16 protein-coding genes are annotated in these 17,724 nt (G+C 59.0%); 9 read left to right on the top strand and 7 right to left on the bottom strand.

All coding sequences use genetic code 11. The features are described 5' to 3' along the window. The first annotated feature begins 78 nt into the window (after positions 1 to 78). The 3 genes from betC to BUC40_RS20775 all read left to right on the top strand — a co-directional run bounded on the left by betC (position 79) and on the right by BUC40_RS20775 (position 4,682). Positions 79 to 1,587, top strand: a complete 1,509-nt coding sequence (betC, locus tag BUC40_RS20785) for a choline-sulfatase (protein ID WP_073268409.1) — start codon at positions 79 to 81, stop codon at positions 1,585 to 1,587. A gap of 241 nt (positions 1,588 to 1,828) precedes the next feature. Beyond that, positions 1,829 to 2,758: a choline ABC transporter substrate-binding protein gene (gene choX / locus BUC40_RS20780; RefSeq protein WP_073268408.1), complete on the top strand. Its 930-nt coding sequence runs from the start codon at positions 1,829 to 1,831 to the stop codon at positions 2,756 to 2,758. A 358-nt stretch (positions 2,759 to 3,116) separates the two neighbouring features. Next, the gene (locus tag BUC40_RS20775; protein WP_073268406.1) at positions 3,117 to 4,682 is read left to right on the top strand and encodes a SulP family inorganic anion transporter; all 1,566 of its coding nucleotides are present in this window, start codon (positions 3,117 to 3,119) and stop codon (positions 4,680 to 4,682) included. Between the two features lie 103 nt (positions 4,683 to 4,785). Here the strand turns inward: BUC40_RS20775 and BUC40_RS20770 are convergent, their stop codons facing one another. Beyond that, entirely contained in the window at positions 4,786 to 6,036 is a 1,251-nt protein-coding gene (locus tag BUC40_RS20770) for an MFS transporter (RefSeq protein WP_073268404.1), read from the bottom strand. 206 nt (positions 6,037 to 6,242) lie between these two features. On the opposite strand from BUC40_RS20770, the gene BUC40_RS20765 reads away from it, so the two are divergent. Both BUC40_RS20765 and BUC40_RS20760 read left to right on the top strand, forming a co-directional pair. Then, positions 6,243 to 7,145, top strand: a complete 903-nt coding sequence (locus BUC40_RS20765) for an alpha/beta hydrolase (RefSeq protein WP_073268402.1) — start codon at positions 6,243 to 6,245, stop codon at positions 7,143 to 7,145. Positions 7,146 to 7,174: 29 nt separating this feature from the next. Beyond that, positions 7,175 to 7,504, top strand: a complete 330-nt coding sequence (locus BUC40_RS20760) for a hypothetical protein (RefSeq protein ID WP_073268400.1) — start codon at positions 7,175 to 7,177, stop codon at positions 7,502 to 7,504. Here BUC40_RS20760 and BUC40_RS20755 read toward each other — a convergent pair. Continuing rightward, on the bottom strand, positions 7,471 to 8,019 hold the full coding sequence (locus BUC40_RS20755) for a YcxB family protein (protein ID WP_073268398.1): 549 nt from the start codon (positions 8,017 to 8,019) through the stop codon (positions 7,471 to 7,473). The two genes, BUC40_RS20760 and BUC40_RS20755, sit on opposite strands and share 34 nt — an antisense overlap. A gap of 191 nt (positions 8,020 to 8,210) precedes the next feature. Between BUC40_RS20755 and BUC40_RS20750 the strand changes: the two genes are divergently transcribed. The 4 genes from BUC40_RS20750 to BUC40_RS20735 all read left to right on the top strand — a co-directional run bounded on the left by BUC40_RS20750 (position 8,211) and on the right by BUC40_RS20735 (position 12,520). Beyond that, on the top strand, positions 8,211 to 9,167 hold the full coding sequence (locus BUC40_RS20750) for a hypothetical protein (protein ID WP_073268396.1): 957 nt from the start codon (positions 8,211 to 8,213) through the stop codon (positions 9,165 to 9,167). A gap of 232 nt (positions 9,168 to 9,399) precedes the next feature. Next, positions 9,400 to 10,053, top strand: a complete 654-nt coding sequence (locus BUC40_RS20745) for a hypothetical protein (protein WP_073268565.1) — start codon at positions 9,400 to 9,402, stop codon at positions 10,051 to 10,053. Continuing rightward, positions 10,050 to 11,120: a hypothetical protein gene (locus BUC40_RS20740; protein ID WP_073268394.1), complete on the top strand. Its 1,071-nt coding sequence runs from the start codon at positions 10,050 to 10,052 to the stop codon at positions 11,118 to 11,120. Before BUC40_RS20745 ends, BUC40_RS20740 begins: the two co-directional genes overlap by 4 nt. Positions 11,121 to 11,371: 251 nt before the next feature. Beyond that, positions 11,372 to 12,520: an aldose epimerase family protein gene (locus tag BUC40_RS20735; protein ID WP_073268392.1), complete on the top strand. Its 1,149-nt coding sequence runs from the start codon at positions 11,372 to 11,374 to the stop codon at positions 12,518 to 12,520. 285 nt (positions 12,521 to 12,805) lie between these two features. Here BUC40_RS20735 and BUC40_RS20730 read toward each other — a convergent pair whose 3' ends face one another. The 5 genes from BUC40_RS20730 to BUC40_RS22825 all read right to left on the bottom strand — a co-directional run bounded on the left by BUC40_RS20730 (position 12,806) and on the right by BUC40_RS22825 (position 17,724). Continuing rightward, positions 12,806 to 13,447 carry a hypothetical protein gene (locus tag BUC40_RS20730; protein WP_073268390.1) on the bottom strand — a complete coding sequence of 214 codons (642 nt, stop codon included), beginning with the start codon at positions 13,445 to 13,447 and terminating at the stop codon, positions 12,806 to 12,808. Positions 13,448 to 13,810: 363 nt separating this feature from the next. Further along, positions 13,811 to 14,485 (bottom strand): hypothetical protein, encoded by a 675-nt coding sequence (locus BUC40_RS20725; protein WP_073268388.1) that lies wholly within the window; start codon positions 14,483 to 14,485, stop codon positions 13,811 to 13,813. Positions 14,486 to 14,793: 308 nt separating this feature from the next. Beyond that, a complete protein-coding gene (locus BUC40_RS20720) occupies positions 14,794 to 15,351 on the bottom strand; it encodes a hypothetical protein (RefSeq protein ID WP_244160672.1) in 558 nt (185 codons plus the stop codon). Between the two features lie 910 nt (positions 15,352 to 16,261). After that, positions 16,262 to 16,720, bottom strand: a complete 459-nt coding sequence (locus BUC40_RS20715) for an SMI1/KNR4 family protein (protein WP_073268387.1) — start codon at positions 16,718 to 16,720, stop codon at positions 16,262 to 16,264. Between the two features lie 179 nt (positions 16,721 to 16,899). After that, positions 16,900 to 17,724, bottom strand: a complete 825-nt coding sequence (locus BUC40_RS22825) for a hypothetical protein (protein WP_139272218.1) — start codon at positions 17,722 to 17,724, stop codon at positions 16,900 to 16,902.

Raw genomic sequence — 17,724 nt, 5'->3', positions numbered from 1 at the left:
CGGGTTTACCCCTGCTCATCGAGCCTTGATCATCAGTTGATCAATTTCGCATAAAACAACGATATGGAATACGCCGCCATGAAACGCCCCAATATCCTTTTCATCATGGCCGACCAGATGGCCGCGCCGCTGCTACCGCTGCACGACGCGAACTCACCGATCAAAATCCCGAACCTGCAGCGCTTGGCCGCCGAAGGCGTGCTGTTCGACTCCGCCTACTGCAACAGCCCGCTGTGTGCGCCATCGCGCTTCACCCTGGTCAGCGGCCAGTTGCCCAGCCAGATCGGCGCCTACGACAACGCTGCCGACTTCCCGGCTGACGTGCCGACCTACGCCCACTACCTGCGTCGCCTCGGCTACCGGACGGCGCTGTCCGGCAAGATGCACTTCTGCGGCCCGGACCAGCTGCACGGCTATGAAGAGCGCCTGACCAGCGACATCTACCCCGCCGACTACGGCTGGGCGGTGAACTGGGACGAGCCCGACGTACGCGCCAGCTGGTACCACAACATGTCGTCGGTGCTGCAGGCCGGCCCTTGCGTGCGCACCAACCAGCTGGATTTCGACGAGGAGGTGGTGTTCAAGGCTCAGCAATACCTCTACGACCACGTGCGGGTGACGCCCGACCAGCCGTTCTGCCTGACCGTGTCGATGACCCACCCCCACGACCCCTACACCATCCCCGAGGAATACTGGAATCGCTACAGCGATGAGGACATTCCGCTGCCGCAGCAGGTGATCGACCAGGCCGAGCAGGACCCGCACTCGCAGCGCCTGCTCAAGGTCATCGACCTGTGGGACAAGCCGCTGCCCGAGCACAAGATTCGCGACGCGCGGCGCGCCTATTTCGGTGCATGCAGCTACATCGACGACAACATCGGCAAACTGCTCAAGACGCTCAAGGACTGCAAGCTGGCCGACGACACCATCATCGTGTTCTCCGGCGACCACGGCGACATGCTTGGCGAGCGCGGCCTCTGGTACAAGATGCACTGGTTCGAGATGGCTGCCCGGGTGCCGCTGCTGGTGCATGCGCCAGCGCGATTCGCGGCGCATCGAGTCAGCCAGTCGGTATCTACCGTCGACCTGCTGCCAACCCTGGTGGAGCTGGCTGGCGGCCAGGTCGAGCCGGGCCTGGCGCTCGATGGCCGCTCACTGTTGCCGCATCTGCAAGGCAACGGCGGCCATGATGAAGTGCTCGGCGAATACATGGCCGAAGGCACCACCAGTCCGCTGATGATGATTCGCCGTGGCGAGTGGAAATTCGTCTACTCCGAGGAAGACCCGCTGCTGCTGTTCAACGTGGCCAACGATCCGCAAGAGCGCGAAAACCTCGCCGCCTCGCCGGATCATCGCGAGCAGCTCGAGGCGTTTCTCGCCGAGGCGCGCAGCCGCTGGGACATGGCCGCCATCCACGGCGCCACCTTGGCCAGCCAGCGCCGTCGCCGCCTGGTCGCCGAGGCGCTGACCCAGGGCAAACTGAAGAGCTGGGATCACCAACCGCTGGTCGATGCCAGCGAGCAATACATGCGCAACCACATCGACCTCGACGACCTGGAGCGCCGCGCCCGCTTCCCCCAACCGTGACGTCGCAAACCGGGTGACCCGCCAGAAAGCGGGAACCCGGTGCGCTCGCTTGCGTCGCATAGCCTGCCCAACAGAAAACCAACATAAGGGCACCTCTAAAAACGTTGGCGAGGTAGCCAGCGCAAGGCAAAAACAGGCGAAAAAGCGGAGTTTACGTGTTGTAAATGAGCATTTTGAGCCTGTTTTTAACGCTGCGCTGACAACGCAGGTAGTTTTTAGAGGTGCCCTTGAGGAAATAGACATGAATACACTCAAGAAAGCCGTCGCGGGCAGCCTGCTCCTGGCCGCCACCCTGGCCAGCCAGGCCCACGCCGAAGACGCCAGCTGCGCCACCGTCACACTTGGTGATCCAGGCTGGAGCGACATCGCCGTGACCAACGGCATCGCCAGCCTTGTGCTCGATGGCCTGGGCTATGAGGTGAAGACCCAGACCCTGGGCGTGCCGATCATCTTCGCCGGCCTGCAGAAGGGTCAGGTCGATGTGTTCCTCGGCAACTGGATGCCGGCGCAGCAGGCCAACTACGACAAGTTCGTCGCGGGCGGCACTGTGGATAAAGTCGCCGAGAACCTCAGCGGCACCGAATACACCCTAGCCGTGCCGACCTACGCCTATGAGGCCGGCGTGAAGACCTTCGCCGACCTGGAAAAACACGCCGACAAGTTCGGCCGCAAGATCTACGGCATCGCCTCCGGCGCGCCGGCCAACGAATCGATCAAGGAAATCATCGCCGCCAACGAGTTCGGTCTGAAGGACTGGAAACTGGTCGAGTCCAGCGAGCAGGCCATGCTGGTGCAGGTTGGCCGGGCGGTGAAGCGTGACGAGTTTGTTGCCTTCCTCGGCTGGACGCCGCACCCGATGAACGTGCAGTACGACATGAAGTACCTCAAGGGTGGCGAGAAGTACTTTGGCGACAGCGGCAGCGTCAACACCCTGGCCCGCAAGGGCTACGCGGCGCAGTGCCCGAACGTCGGCAAGCTGCTGAGCAACCTCAAGTTCACCCAGGAGATGGAGAACGCCATCATGGACAAGGTGCTAAGCAAACAGGCCAGCAACGATCAGGCCGTGAAAGACTGGCTCAAGGCCAACCCCGAGGTGATCGACGGCTGGCTCAAGGGCGTCACCACCCGCGAGGGCGGCGATGCAATGGCGGCGGTAAAGGCCAAGTTGTAAGCCTGTTAGAAGGCGATAGTGACCTGTCGTAGGGTGGATCGGGGCGCGTAGCCGACGCTTGCCTGCGCGGCCCGATCCCTCCACCGCTCTGCGATTCGCAATGGTGGACAAAAAAAGCGTTGTCCACCCTACCAGTGGCTTTTGTGGGAGGGGCTTTAGTTTGTAGGATGGGTGAAACCCATCGGCCATTGATGGGTTTCACCCATCCTACGAATTGCCTAGCCGTAAAGAGCTCGCGACTAAAGGCCCTTCCATAAGTTATGCAACTGCCAGTTCCTGACTTTCTCAAGCCGCAGACGTGATGACCAACACCTCTGCTACCCTGCCCACCACCCAGCCCACTTAACGAAAAAGCCGCATGCGTCTACCCAGCCGTTACAGCCTGTTCCCCTCTCTGCTCTGGTGGCCAAATGTCACCCGGCGCACGCTGGGTACGGATCTGCTAGTCGGGCTGAGCGGCGCCATCCTCGCCTTGCCGCAATCGATCGCCTATGCACTGATCGCCGGGTTGCCGGCCGAGTACGGGCTGTATGCGGCCATCGTGCCGGTGATCATCGCCTGCCTGTGGGGCTCGTCGTGGCACCTGATCGGCGGGCCGACGGCGGCGATTTCCATCGTGCTGTTCACCAGCGTCAGCCCTATGGCCAGGCCGGGTAGCGAGGAGTTCGTCGCCCTGGTGCTGGTGCTGACCTTTCTCGCTGGGCTGTTCCAGTGGCTGCTCGGGCTGCTGCGCTTCGGCAACCTGGTCAACTTCGTCTCGCCGTCGGTGATCCTCGGCTTCACCCTGGGAGCCGCGCTAGTGATCGCTCTTGGCCAACTGCCCAACCTGCTGGGTCTTGAAGTCGATAGCCAGCGCACCGCCGTGGCGACCCTGCTCGACCTCGGCCGACATTTAGGCCAAGCCGACTGGCACTCCATGCTGGTCGCTGCCGTCACCCTGGCGGTCAGCCTGCTCTGCCGGCGCCTGTGGCCACGCCCACCGGCGCTGCTGATCGGTGTGGCCGCCGGCAGCCTGCTGGTCGCCGCCCTCCCCGGCTTCTTCGCCAGCATCCGCCTAGTCGATGCCTTCGAGGGCACCCTGCCGCCGTTTACTCTGCTGCACTTCGAGATCAATAGCCTGCTCGAACTGCTGCCCGCAGCCATCGCTTGCGGCATGCTCGGGCTGGTCACCAGCCTGTCCATCGCACGCTCGCTGGCGGCAAAATCCCAGCAGTTGCTGGATGCCAACCAGGAAGTACGCGCCCAGGGCCTTTCCAACATGATCGGCCCGTGGTTCTCCGGCTCATTGTCAGCCGGCTCCTTCACCCGCTCGGCGCTGAACCTGCAGAGTGGCGCCACCTCGCCGATGGCCGGGGTGTTCTCGGCGCTGCTGGTGGCCGCCTTCGCGCTGTTCTGCGCGCCACTGATCTCCCATATCGCCCTGCCCAGCATGGGCGCGGCGATCCTGCTGATCTGCTGGGGGCTTGTGGATGTCGCCGGTGTGCGCGCGCTGCTGCGGGTCAGCCGCGCAGAGTTCGTGGTGATGCTGCTGACCCTGCTCGCCACCCTGGTGCTGGAGCTGCAGACCGCTATCTACGCCGGCGTTCTGGCCTCGCTGTTTTTCTACCTCAAGCGCACCTCGCAACCGCGCTTCAAGTACACCCGCGACGGCGACGACGAACTGCTGCGCCTGGAGGGCTCGATCTTCTTCGGCGCCTGCCATTACGTGCAGCAGATCCTGCAGCTAAGCCACGGCGAACGGGTGGTGGTCGATGCCCGGCACATCAACTTCATCGATTACGCCGGCGTGGAGATGCTTCACCTAGAGGCACGCCGCCTGCAAGCGCAAAACCGCCAGCTGGTGCTGCGCCACGCCCGCCCCCACGTGATCGAAGAAATCCAGAAGCTCGAAGGCGCCACCTGCCCGGTGCAGTTCGAGGAATGAGCCGCAGCACCTTGGCCATACCCGTAGCCTGGCGTTGAGCGCAGCGATACCCAGGAATCCCAGGTGTCGCTGCGCTCGACCCGGGCTACGAACGATCCGCAGGCTACCGCCAGCCGTGCCGACGAAAGTAACGCCACACCAGCAGCAATGCCGCCAGTCCCAGCCCCCCGGCACACACGAATAACCCGTCATAACCCAGCGCCTTGGCCAGCACGCCGCTGGCCGCACCGACGAAGCCGCCAAGCAAAATCTGCGTGGAGGCCTGCAGGGTAAAGTCCGCACCTTCGTGACCGGGGCGGCACTGGCGCATCATTGCGGCGAACAGCGCGACTGTGGATAACCCGTCGGCCGCCTGCTCGCTCAGGGTCAAGGCATACACCAGCGATGCATCGCCACCACGGCTGACCAGCAGCGCCAATGCAGCAAGGCTCAACGCCTGCAACGCACCAAAGGTTAGCAGCGCACGCAGCACGCCAAAGCGCGCATACAGCAGGCCGCCCAGCAGCGCGCCGCCGATGCCGACCAGGCTGCTGATCAACGTCAGCTGCCCCAGCTCGGCATTGCTCCAACCTTGGTCTACCAGCATCGGCTTGATCATCGGCGAGCCCAGGGCGTCGCCGAGCTTGAAGGTCAGCACCATCGCCAGCCACAGGCCCATGCCCGGCAGCGCCAGCAGGCCGCGGTAATGGCGCCACAGCAGACCGACGCCCAGTGGCTCGGCCGAGGCGTTGGCAGGCAGCAATTGTTTTGTTTCGGCAAAGCGCCATACCGGCAGCAGCATCAAGGCGACTAGCAGGGTCAGCGCCAGCAGAGCCAGGTTCCAGCCAACGCGGTCGATCACCAGCAACAGGCCGCTGCCGCTGACGATCATCCCCACCTTATAACCGCCCACCTGCAGGCTGTTGCCCAGGCCGCGCCAACGCTCGGGTAACAGGCGCACGGTCAGGCCGTCGGTGGCAATGTCCTGGGTCGCCGCCGCCAGGTTTACCAGCACCAGCAGGCCAAGCAGCAATGGCAGGTGCGCGCCGAACAGCGCATCCGGCGAGAGCAGCGCCAGGGCCAGCAGAATCATCACCACCGCGCCCTGCAGCGGCAGAATCCAGCCGCGATGATGGCCCAGGCGCCGCGACGACAGGCGGTCCACCCACGGCGCCCATAGCACCTTGAGCAGCCAGGGCAACGCCAGCAGCTTGAGCAGCCCGATCACGGCCAGGTCCACGCCATGCTGGCGAAGCAGCACCGGCAGCGCATGGGCGATCAGCCCCGACGGCAACCCCTGGGCGCAATACAGTGAGGCCAGCAGCACCAGGGTGGCACCGGCCGGGCGGCGCAAATCGACAGGAGTGGGCGACATGGCAATGTCCGCGAAAATTCAGCGACGCAGCATAGCGCAGGCTTGAAAGCGCCAGCAGGCTGCGGTTACAACTCGATACCCGAAAGCACCGGCGCAGACGAACGCAGCCGTGGCGTTTCGGTCTATTCGCCTATCACCTTCCCTCGCCCCTGCGCCGCCCATGAGCGAAGCGCAGCGCGCCACCTTTGCAACGCCCGCGGAGAGCCATGGCCACTTCACTTATCCACACACTGCGTCGCCGCTGGCTGAGCATCGGCTTGCTGGCTCTCCTGGCTGTCGGCCTGCCGGTCGGCTGCACCAAACTGGAAGAGAAAGAGCGCGAGCTGGTGTTTCGCATCGAGCCAGGCACCGCCAGCTGGTTCCATGGCCTGCCGGCCGGCGTGAAAGACATGACCCTCAGCGTGCCGGAGTTCGGCGACAGCCAGAGCATCCACGCCTGGTGGTGGCCGGCCCGCAAGGCGGACGCGCCGACCCTGCTTTACCTGCACGGTTCGCGCTGGAACCTCACCGGCCAGCTGTTTCGCATCGAACAGCTGCACGCCATGGGCTTTGCGGTGCTGGCCATCGACTACCGCGGCTTTGGCGAGAGCCGCGGCGAGCTGCCTTCCGAGCGCACCCTCTATGAAGACGCCGAGATCGCCTGGCAACGCCTCACCGAGTTGCAGCCGGATCCTGCCAAACGCTTTATCTACGGGCACTCTCTGGGCGGCGCGGTAGCGGTCAACCTCGCCGACTCCTTGGGTCGTGATCGCCACACGCCGCCGCTGGCCGGGCTGATCATCGAATCGACCTTCACCAACCTGGCCGATGCCGCCACCGAGGTGGCGTCCGAGTACACCTCGCTGCCGGTGCGCTGGCTGCTGTCGCAGAAATTCGACTCACTAAGCAAGATCGGTGACATCAAGGTACCGGTGCTGATCGCCCACGGCACCGGCGACCGCTACGTGCCGGCGCGCTTTAGCGAAAGCCTCTACCAGGCGGCCAACCAGCCCAAGCGTCTGCTGCTGATCGACGGCGGCAACCACAACAACAGCATGCGTACCGGCAGCCGCGAATACCGCGAGGCGATTCGCACGCTGTTCTCCCAGCAGATGATCGGCAAGGGCTGATCGCGCTTAGCCCGGCAGAGGACAGTCCCATGCAGGTCATCGATCACCAACCCCACGCCTGGTTTCTGCTGGAAGACGACAGCGGCTTGCTGCTGGACTTGGAATGCCATCACAGCGCCGTCAGTTGCAGCGTGCTGATCCGCCTTAACGAGGAGGAGCTTGCCGAGTACCGCCGCGATGGCCACGCCTACCTGGATCGCCTGGCCCAAGCCATTCATCACAGTGCGCCGATCCTGGCCATCAGCACCTCGCCCTACAAAGCGCGCAAGCTGCGCGGCTATGACGATCAGGTGCTGCAAGCGATCCGCGAATGGCAGGCGCAAGATCAGCCCGGCGGAGCGGCCACCAGGCAGGACTGAAGATCCGCCAGTTGCACGGCTGACAGACAACGCTTGGGGATCACTCGATAGAGGCGATCCGACTCATAGAGCAGAATCATCCGCTCATCTTGACGCGCCTTGCGGAAGTCCGCCCAGGGCACGCGTGCATCGCCGTAATCACTCTGCAGCACCACGCCCTGCTCGGTCCACGCCAACGTGGCGGGCTTGTGCAAGGTCTTTTGCTGCCTGAAGGTTCTGCGCGCCGCGACGCCGCCCAGCACATGGGTGATCAGGAACGGAAAACCCAGTATGGCGAACGGCGTGGCCAGGGCAAAAGCCAGCACCGGCACCACGGCATCGCTACCGCTCCCCGCTAGCCATAGCAGGCCGGCGAAGAGAGCCGTGGCCACCACACAGAGGATCGACAAGCGAATGATGCCGCCACGGCTGCGCACGTGCTGCCAGAAGTGCAGACGCTGGGCCAACGCCAGATCCTCGGGGCATAACTGGATCACCACCACTCTCGACTCGGCATTCAATAATCTGTCGTTCATGAAGCCCTCTTCCTAACTGTCGCTGTATCCATGAGCCGTTCCTTTCTCTCGCGGGGCGAACTGACAGACGTCGCGATCACCCTTAGTGGCGTGCTTGGCGCAAATAGTTCGCGAGCAGCCCGGCGCGCTCGGCCTCAGGTATTCTGCGCAGCTGACCACACGGCGCGCATCGCAGCGCACAGGGATTTCGCGTGCTGATTGGCTATCGCTACGAGCGCACCCCAGAGGGCGACCTGCACATTCACTCACACAATGGGGTGATGAACATCGTCGCGCCGCTGATGGGCGCGATCGCCTTTGCCGCCCCGGTTGCATTCGTGGCCATCGCGGTTGCCAGCGACTCCTCGCCATCGGCCAGCCTGGATCCACTGACGATGTTGCTGATCATGCTCGGGCTGCTGCTGTTTCCAGCCCTTGGCCTGGTCGTGACCGTCTACACCGGCATGCGCGAAACCTTGCTGTTGTCACGCCTCGACGGCGAAGGCAAACGCCGCACGCGAAACTTCTTTGGCCGTCGCGAGCGGATACACGACGTATTCCGAATCGATAATGCCAAACGCCTCGAACTGCGCCGCCGCCAAGACGCCGAGCCCGCCCGCACCCAGCTGTGGCTGGTGATGCGCGACGGCAGCGAACACCGGCTGACCACCAACAACGTGCCGGTCATACCCGGCAGCCAACGCACCGACCGCTGGCTGCAAGAACTGGCCGAGTATCTGCAACTTGAGGTGCCGACGGCCATCATCGATCCGGCGACAGTCAAAGCGCCGGTGATCTACAAGCCAATGCCCGCCCCAAACCGCAGGCGCGCCAAGAGTGCGAGGCAGAGTGCCGAACGGGAATCAGCACCACTGACCAAGGCAGCCGAGACCATCAGCGCTCCAGCACGGGCGTTCTGCGCGTTACTGGGCGCCTTCCTGGCGGTATTCGAACTGAGCCACCTCACCACGCTGCTGCCTGCGCTGTTTACTGGCCGCTTGCGTGTCAGCGGCTTTCGAACGGGAGTGCACAGCTTCTACTGGAGCGAACAACCCCTGGTGTTCTCGTTCAACCTGCTGGTTGGCTATGCCGAAGTGGTGATCATCGGCGCGATCGCCTGGGGATGCGTGCGCGCGGCGCTTGTGGGGCGGTTCAAGGCAGCGCCCTGAGCGCTACTGCTCTCCTCCCCCTTTTTCGCCTGGCGCCCACAGTGGGATGCGTGTCGTGGTTCAGATCGCTACCCGCCCCTCAACGGGCGCACCTCGTTATAATCACGCCCCGCTACATTTCAACGATGTCGCCAAGGATTGGTGTGCTATGCCCCTCGCTTCACACCTTGTGTTCATTATCGGCCCCGCCAGCCTTCGTGCTCGGTGGCGCTGCCTGCACGCGAGTGTTCCGATGCCCCTGCTCCGCAATCTCTGCTGCGCCCTGCTGTTTCTCAATCTGGCCGGCTGTTACAGCCTGTCGCCGGTCGATATCGACAAGAGCATCCGCCCCGCCAAAGACGGCGCCACCAGCTATCTGGTGGGCGTGGTCGGCGTCTGGCCGGACGCCAAGTATTCGCTCCACGAACAAAGCCTCCTGCTGCGCCAGAAAGGCGGTGGCGGCTCCGCCTCGGCACGCCTGCGCAACAACGTTCACCTGCGCACACCACGGGACATCCGCGATGGCCGCCGTGGCATCGGTACGCTGTTCGTCATGCCGCTCAAGCCCGGCCAATACGAGCTGTACAACGTTCTGTTCAAACGCAGCGAAGGCACCACGGCCTGGAGGCGCGAGGACTTCTCCATTCCCCTGCAGCTTGAGCCCGGCAAGGCCTACTACATCGGCGACTTCCGCGCGGCCTGCATCGACTACGACGGCCACTGCTCCTTTATCCACAGCTACAACCTGAAACGAGACCAGGCCCTGACCACCGGCAAACACCCCGAACTGCCGCCGCTCCAGCAACTGGAGCTGAAACACATGGAGGGCGCCTACCCGATCATGCTCGACAGCGAAGCCGAGAATGCCGCGGTCTACAAAACGATTCTGTCGGGGCAAGCGAAATGAACAACTTACTGCGCGTCCTGAGCATTGCCGTGCTGGGGCTTTTGGGCGGCTGCCAGGTCAACCACACCCTGCCCGAACCCACGTTGAATCAGCAACTGACGCTGCCACAGGTAAGCGTGCAAACCCTGGGGTCGGTCCCCGGCCCGCTTATCCGTAATCACCTGCGTAGCACCGGCGTCTTCGAGCAGGTTCGCGAAGGCTTCGACCCTGGCGGCTATAACATCCAGGTGGTGTCGCTTGGCGACTACTACGGCTTCAGCAACATTCCCAACCAGTTCCTCAGCGCTTTCAGCCTGTTCATCATCCCGGCCTCCGTGTCCTGGGAGACGGAAATGACGTTCCGGGTCACCCGCGGCCAGGAAGAGGTGGCCACGTACCGAGTCGACAACAAGACCACCCATTACAACGGGTTGTTCGTACATCCCGATGGCCGCGGCGACAACATCCGCCGCATCATCAACAGCTTCGCCGCCCGGGTTCAGGCCGATGCGGCGCTGTTCAAGCTCACCCCACTGAAGCCCGTGCACACGCCGATGCCGGTAGCGCCAGCAACTCTGCAACAGCACATCGCGTTGATCGTCAGCTATCAGGTAAACGCCGATGGTTCGGTGAGCGACGTGACGGTCGCCGGCGATGCCCCCGAGCTTGCCCGTTCGGCCGTCATGGAAACGGTGCGCGCCTGGCAGTACGAGCCCTGGACGCCCAGCCCCGAGGCACCGGCGACGCAACGAACCAGCCGACCGATAATCCTCAAGACACAGTCCCTGGTGCGCACGCAGGAACAGAGCTGCGCCCAGGTCACCCAGGAACTGAAAGCCTTCGAGCAAGCGTCGCCGGGCAAACCTGTCAGCGATCTGTCGACCTTCCAACAGACCTCGGCACTGCTGTTCCTTGCCGAACTGCGTCAGCAGGACAGTGCGTCCGCGACGGAAGTCGACAAGGCCTTCGCACGCGCACTACCGTGGATCATCGAGCAGTGCCGCGCCGACCCGCAGGCCGATTACTGGAAGTACGTACACGAAGGCGTGAAGCAGCAGAGAGCGGCTGCAGGCCAAACACCTCAGTAACCGCTGCACCAAGGCACGTAACGACAGATTGGTCGTTACGTGCCCCCTTCGCCACACGGCCCGGACCCGGGCTCAGGCCATCTGCCTTCCACGGCACCTCATGCCAGACCAGCACACCGAGACGAATGGACTAGCCGGTGGTCAGATAACAGCTAACCTGTTTTTCGTATCAAGATTATTCGGCCTGGCATTCGCTGCTGCAGGCCCTGCTCGTTAGAACGACTCTCACAACAATAAAAGGAAGTTCGACCATGACCCACCCTCACCATCTGTTGTCCGGCCTGGCCCTCTCCCTGGCGATCGCCAGCACAGGCGCCAACGCTGCCGGGCTGACAAGCGAACACAAGCCCTTCGGCAAGACCCGCGATGGCACGCCCGTGGAGCAGTATCAGCTGCGTAACAGCCACGGCATGCAGGCCACCATCATCACCTACGGCGGCGTGCTGCAGGCCCTGGAGGTGCCGGACAAGAACGGCAAGGTCGAAGACGTGGTGCTGGGCTTCGATGACGTGCAGGGCTATGAGGCCGGCACCGCGTTCTTCGGCGCCACCATCGGCCGCTTCGGCAATCGCCTGGCTGGCGGCGCCTTCGAACTCGATGGCAAGCGTTTCCAGGTGCCGCTCAATGACGGGCCAAATGCCCTGCATGGCGGCGCCGAGGGCTTCGACAAGAAGGTCTGGGAAGCCAAACCGGTGAAGGATAAGGACTCGGTCGGCGTGACCCTCACCTACCTCTCCAAGGATGGCGAGATGGGCTTTCCCGGTAACTTGAAAACCGAAGTCACTTACCGCCTCACCGACAGCAACGAACTGCACATCGACTACAAGGCCACCACCGACAAGCCCACGGTGGTCAACCTCACCAACCACAGCTACTTCAACCTTGCCGGGGCCGGCAACGGCGACATGCTCAAACAGGTCGCCACCCTGCACGCCAGCCACTACACACCGGTCAACAAGACGCTGATCCCCACCGGCGAACTGGCCCCAGTCAAAGGCACACCGATGGACTTCAGCAAACCGACGCCCATCGGCCAGCACATCAAGGACGACCACGAGCAGCTCAAATTCGCCGAAGCCAAACAGGGCGGCTTCGACTTCAACTGGGCACTGGATACCAAAGGCGACATCAAGCAACTCGCCGCCGAAGTCCACGACCCCGCCTCCGGCCGCCTCCTGCAGCTCTACACCACCGAGCCGGGCGTACAGTTCTACACCAGCAACTTCCTGGACGGCTCGGTAAAAGGCAAAGCCGGCAAGACCTACGCCCACTGGAGCGCCTTCACCCTGGAAACCCAACATTTCCCGGACGCACCGAACCAGCCGACGTTCGCCTCAACACGGCTGGATCCGGGGCAGACTTATACGCAGAACACGGTGTTCAAGTTTTCGGTGAAGTGAGAATAGGCGTTTATAATGTAAAAGGGGCAGATCTAGATCTGCCCCTTTATTTTCGGCTCGATCCCATGTTCAACCCGATATAGCGGCAGCAGGCGGGCAAGTAGCGTCTAATTCGAATCCACTGGACTTTATTCAGCATTTTCCATGAGCCAAAATAAATCTGTCCCTTTTACCTAGAGCTATAAACGTGGTCTGTCCCTTATTGGCCCTCCAAGTTGAGTTGTTACAAACTCTACGTAATAGATGATCAGTAAAAAAGTCCCGCACAATGGCGGGGCTCGACGATTAACTTTTACACTTCGCCTTCGGCGCCGGCTTGGGCTCGACCACTAAAGGCAACGCCTCTCCAGTGTTCCCGATTGGTAGCATCTTCCGCACAGCCAGGGCACAGAACAGCTTCGTTCCCTCTGGGGTCTGCCCTGGCCCCATGCCCACGAAGACCTCGTAGCTATTTCCCGCCTCAAGGTCGAAGACCTTCGCATCCATAGGGCAACTCGGCTGGGTGCTGCCGTAGCTGCCCATCACCGCGCCTAGGGTTGAGATCATGAAGGGGGCGTTAGTCGGCACGAGATACTCGGTAGCGACTTCAACGTACATCCCTTCCGCCATACGGATGCCGGGCTTCAGATCGATCATCTTCGGCGCCATACGCTTCGGCATTCCCTCTACCGTCTTCGGCTGCAGCGGAAACTGGGGATACGTCTCGTGCATGCGTCCGCTTTCATACTGCCGGCCAGACACCGCCATCTTCTGGCGGATCTTCGGAATGCAGTTTTCGGTGAGGCTGTCGCCGTAGACGCTCGAATTCGTGATCACCCGAACCTTGGCGGTATCGGCAGACGGGCTCGGTTCTACGTACGGGACGGAGGAGATGCTGTTGCAGCCTGCGAGCGCACCGGCCAATAGGATAAAACTGATTTTTTTCATGAACGTCCTTGAGCTGTAAAGCGCTCCATCGGTAAGAAAAGGCCAAGCTCGGAGGTGAGGCCCTGATATCAACTGCTGCAAGTTTCCGTGGGTGGAGGCTTCGGCGTAACAATCAAGGGGAGCCTCTTCGAAAAGGGGACAGATTTATTAATTCAGCCATTGCCACGGCCGAAAATAAACCTGCCCCCCTTTTCCCGGAGATGGTTTCCAGTTTGGTACGTAGCACTGGCAACTTGATCAGCAGCAACGCCCGATGCGGGCAATGGATGGGGGACCTGTTCGGCTGGTATAGTTGATGGGGTCAGGATCATTGATTCGAGCATACAGCTAAATCAATGACTCTGAACCTATCGATTCCAAGTTTCAACTCTTCAATGCTGGCAACGACAACACTTCATCGTACTGTGGCCAGTCTTCCCTCGCGCGTTTGAGCACACCTTGCATCAACTCGTCCAACTCAGGCACTGGTTGCTCGGGAGGCAATTGGTCAAAGGGCGCGGCCAGCAGTGGATGATCAATCTTCTGCGGATTGGCTAAACCTTCCCACTGGCGCAGGCGTAGGATATAGAGAATTTCCACCGGGACGCGCTCCAAGTGCCAGTCCTGATTGAAGTCGTAGGACTTCTTCTGGCTCTCTTTGCCGGTTTGCCACGTGTGGCGGTCACACGCGGCCAACAGACACGGCATCAGGTCGTCGGGGCTGGGAGTGCGCCACTTGGCCAACAAGGCTTCGTAGATGGGTTCGTCGTAAGCATAAGCAGGCCATTGATGCGAGACATCGCCCATCCAATCGGCAAACACACGCATCATAAAGGCTTGGGCGCGGCGGTGTTGCTCTTCGTACTCAATCACTAATTGATGCCCACGATTGAGAGCCGCATGGGTGAGATAGCCCTGATGGATGACGGCATCCTTCCAGCCTAGGATCGCCATGGCGGCCATCATATTGGTGGCGGTTTGGATGCTGTAGTTTTGGCGGCGTCGATCATTGCCTGCCGCTTTGGCAATAATGTCGAACTGGCCCGCCCAGAAGAACAACTGCCAAATTCCTACTTGGTAATAGCGCAACCAATGGGCCAATTCTAGAAGCCATTGTGGGTTATCTTGGGCGGTTGCCAATACCTTGTGGGCTCGTGTGACGGCCATCCATTCGGAGCTACTACGCGTAACGTTGTCACTATTCGGTACAGGCATTGATGGCTTCGCAAATGCGTCGCCGCGCTCAACATATTCACGGATGCCATTCAACTCGTATTCATCTGAGACGTGTGGCCCCTTGGCTATGCGCCCCAGCACGCTTTTGTAGGAAGGCCATTTCGGGTTCACGCCCGAGCGCTCGCACTGAATTACTTCTTGGTCCATGGTTCCACTTTAAATTCTGCTACACCTGTTTTACTGGGGGCGGGAACACCGACTTTGACTGTTACACCTTGAACCTTGGCTTTTCCTGAATCCAACGCTGCTCGCAAAGCATCGCGTAAAGCAGGATCAGAGTCGGCAATTGATCTATTACCCAGCCAACCCTCCAACCGCGTCCTCGGGTCCCCATGCGGCGTACCGGCCTTACTCACGCCATTCACCGAAGACTTCGCATCCATCACCACCACGGTAATCGTATCGCCATCGATCGCCACCGCGCAGCCATCGCAACCGTGGTTGCTAGTATTGTGCAGAGGTTTGAAATTGAGGCCGGTTTTCTCGTTAAGGGTTTGCAGGGCCAGTTGCTCGCCCAGCACCCCATCATTTACACGTGAACCAGTCTTCCAATTGGGAAGGTGCGACAGCGGGATACTTTCAAATATCTGCCCAAACAGGTCCTCAACCTGGCTGAACTTGGGAGGACTGATTGCATCAGGGATAACCTGCACCGGCCCTTTTTGACCTACAGGATGCGCATAGGGCATCCCTGCCTCGGGAAGAAAAGGGGACAGATTTATTTATTCAGCCATTGCCACGGCCGAAAATAAATCTGTCCCCTTTTCCTAGTCCCCTTTTCCTAAAGCAAGCGTATCTCGCTTAACTACCATAAACCATATTGTCAAAACGAGAGACAATGGTAGTGAGAAGAAAGCATGGACAGTCAAGACAACTTCGTCCCTTACTTTAAAAACCGCCATTATAAGCCCACTAAAAAAAACACGAAAAACATGAAAATCCCAAAAACAATTATCGCCGTCGCAAACCACAATAAAAGCCTAGTAGGATTAAGATTAATTTTCATTCTTCGGCCCCTCATTAACCTTATCCCCTAGATCGTAACCTTTACCGCCTACACCTAAAATCGAAAAAAGGGACAGATTTATTTATTCAGCCATTGCCACGGCCAAAAATAATCTGTCCCCTTTTCTCAATCCCCCAACCTCAACCTCAAAGCAGAAGGAATCATACCCCTCGATTATACCGACATCTATGATCGAAAAAATTTCCTTAACTAGCGTAAAATCTTCAGTAATCATTAGTGATTCTTCGGAACTTTATTAGCTTCATTTTCAAAAATTCTAGTCCTGGTTTTCCCATCAATCGTATACATCACAGATAATGTATCTGGCCTTGGCGAATCTGGAACAGACCTGTTGAATTTTATAGTAGTCGAACCGACAGTTTTAGGAAATCGATGGGTCAGAGTCATTGATTTAGCTGTATTTCCTAATCAATGACTCTGCCCCCAAGATTCCAAGAACGAGGAAACGTGCTCGACCGGATCAACCCATCAGGTTCGGCGCTGGAAAACTCTGCTCTTAAAAAGCAGAGCGGGTGGCTTTGAGTCTTGACACAGAGCCGGCTAATAGGTGTCCTCTATTGTTATTGTTCTATTCAACTGAAAGAAATTATTCTTTTTTCTAAGAAATCAATAAAATTTTCCGCATACAAACTGGAAGCTTTATTCGAAAGATCAAGCCTATAAACAGGATACTCCCCATCATTAAGACCATCATCCGTGGCAAAATAAAATGACTCCCCCGCACCCGGCGGCTCACAGATAAATAGCTTCTCCTTCCCACACAACCCATTGCGGCCATTAACGATTGACATATAAACTATATCACCACCCCTTACGCTATCAAAATCCATTTCGTAGATACTATAGATCTCTTCTCCAGATATTTCCCCGCCAGAATAATACTTCAGCCACCATTTATAGCTATCAGGCAACTTCAACCCAAGACGAGCCTCAGCTTTATAAATCCATTCATCGGCAATCCCGTCACCATAGTCAGCAAACTCAACGAAATCCGATTTTTCAATAAGGTTAATTATTCTCGAATAATCCACGCCTGACTACTCCCAATCTCTAACCCGCAACTTCCAATGAGCGAAAAAGGGGACAGATTTATTTATTCAGCCATTGCGACGGCCAAAAATAAATCTGTCCCCTTTTCTATTGCCTTTTCTCTGAGGAGGGTTAAGTAAGTACCATTAAATCTGTTTCCTGTTCCTCTTTTCCTTTTACTCTAGTACCCGCCAGCGTCCTCAGTTGCAATATCTAACCATGCCTCAACAAGCAAATCGAATGCCTCATCCTTCGAATAAGCTTGCAGTTCTTTTATAGCACGCCGCGCACTCCGGACAGACCAACCGGGTGAATTCAATGTAAGCCACGCCTTATCAAAAGCACAGTCAGATACATATTCATAAAACAACCGCTCTTTATCCAGCGACACAAACCAACTGGGCAACTCCCCAGTTACTAAAGCTTCAGCTTGCCCGTTATTCAACTCAAACGGACAGCTATGATTTAAAAAGCCTTTCGCAATATTTACTGCACAGGGAAAAGCACCAGTGTACTTGGCCTGATCTTGTATAACTGCCAGTGGCGTGTTTATTTTGAAAACCTCAACACTATGAAGCCCTTTTAAGTCATCACCAGTGTCCAGGGAGATTCGATCATAATCGGATAACGTTACGCCACCAGTTTCTTCGCCTACTTCTTCAGCAAAGGTCTTTACCTCTTGGCTCAAACCATCAAATTGACAGATTGCATCAATTATTATCACACCAAAAAATTGCTCAGAGTTTCTCGCAATCTCCAGTAGCGTCCGACCAGAGTCGACATACATCTTAACGAAGGAGCTTTCGCGCTCTACAAACCAATGTTTCCAATACCCGAGATAGGATGGCCCTGAACTATCACTCAATATAGGAATTAGAGCTGGAGGGTAGCCAAACCACTTTGCAGGAGCATCAAAACCAGTTACAGGCATCTGAAGCTCACCCGATGCAAGAGCAACAACTGCGTCGGGCAGACAAAGTTTTTTTAAAACCTTTACATAACTCAT

It is taken from the genome of Phytopseudomonas punonensis, from assembly GCF_900142655.1.
Classification (GTDB): Bacteria; Pseudomonadota; Gammaproteobacteria; order Pseudomonadales; family Pseudomonadaceae; genus Aquipseudomonas; species Aquipseudomonas punonensis.
This window is presented reverse-complemented; position numbering and strand designations above follow the sequence as displayed.

Coding starts and splice junctions, on each gene's coding strand:
- BUC40_RS20735 (WP_073268392.1), top strand. CDS start 11,372: ATGACCCACCCTCACCATCTGTTGTCCGGCCTGGCCCTCTCCCTGGCG.
- BUC40_RS20740 (WP_073268394.1), top strand. CDS start 10,050: ATGAACAACTTACTGCGCGTCCTGAGCATTGCCGTGCTGGGGCTTTTG.
- choX (WP_073268408.1), top strand. CDS start 1,829: ATGAATACACTCAAGAAAGCCGTCGCGGGCAGCCTGCTCCTGGCCGCC.
- BUC40_RS22825 (WP_139272218.1), bottom strand. CDS start 17,724: ATGAGTTATGTAAAGGTTTTAAAAAAACTTTGTCTGCCCGACGCAGTT.
- BUC40_RS20720 (WP_244160672.1), bottom strand. CDS start 15,351: ATGCCCTATGCGCATCCTGTAGGTCAAAAAGGGCCGGTGCAGGTTATC.
- BUC40_RS20770 (WP_073268404.1), bottom strand. CDS start 6,036: ATGTCGCCCACTCCTGTCGATTTGCGCCGCCCGGCCGGTGCCACCCTG.
- BUC40_RS20755 (WP_073268398.1), bottom strand. CDS start 8,019: ATGAACGACAGATTATTGAATGCCGAGTCGAGAGTGGTGGTGATCCAG.
- BUC40_RS20775 (WP_073268406.1), top strand. CDS start 3,117: ATGCGTCTACCCAGCCGTTACAGCCTGTTCCCCTCTCTGCTCTGGTGG.
- betC (WP_073268409.1), top strand. CDS start 79: ATGAAACGCCCCAATATCCTTTTCATCATGGCCGACCAGATGGCCGCG.
- BUC40_RS20745 (WP_073268565.1), top strand. CDS start 9,400: ATGCCCCTGCTCCGCAATCTCTGCTGCGCCCTGCTGTTTCTCAATCTG.
- BUC40_RS20730 (WP_073268390.1), bottom strand. CDS start 13,447: ATGAAAAAAATCAGTTTTATCCTATTGGCCGGTGCGCTCGCAGGCTGC.
- BUC40_RS20760 (WP_073268400.1), top strand. CDS start 7,175: ATGCAGGTCATCGATCACCAACCCCACGCCTGGTTTCTGCTGGAAGAC.
- BUC40_RS20765 (WP_073268402.1), top strand. CDS start 6,243: ATGGCCACTTCACTTATCCACACACTGCGTCGCCGCTGGCTGAGCATC.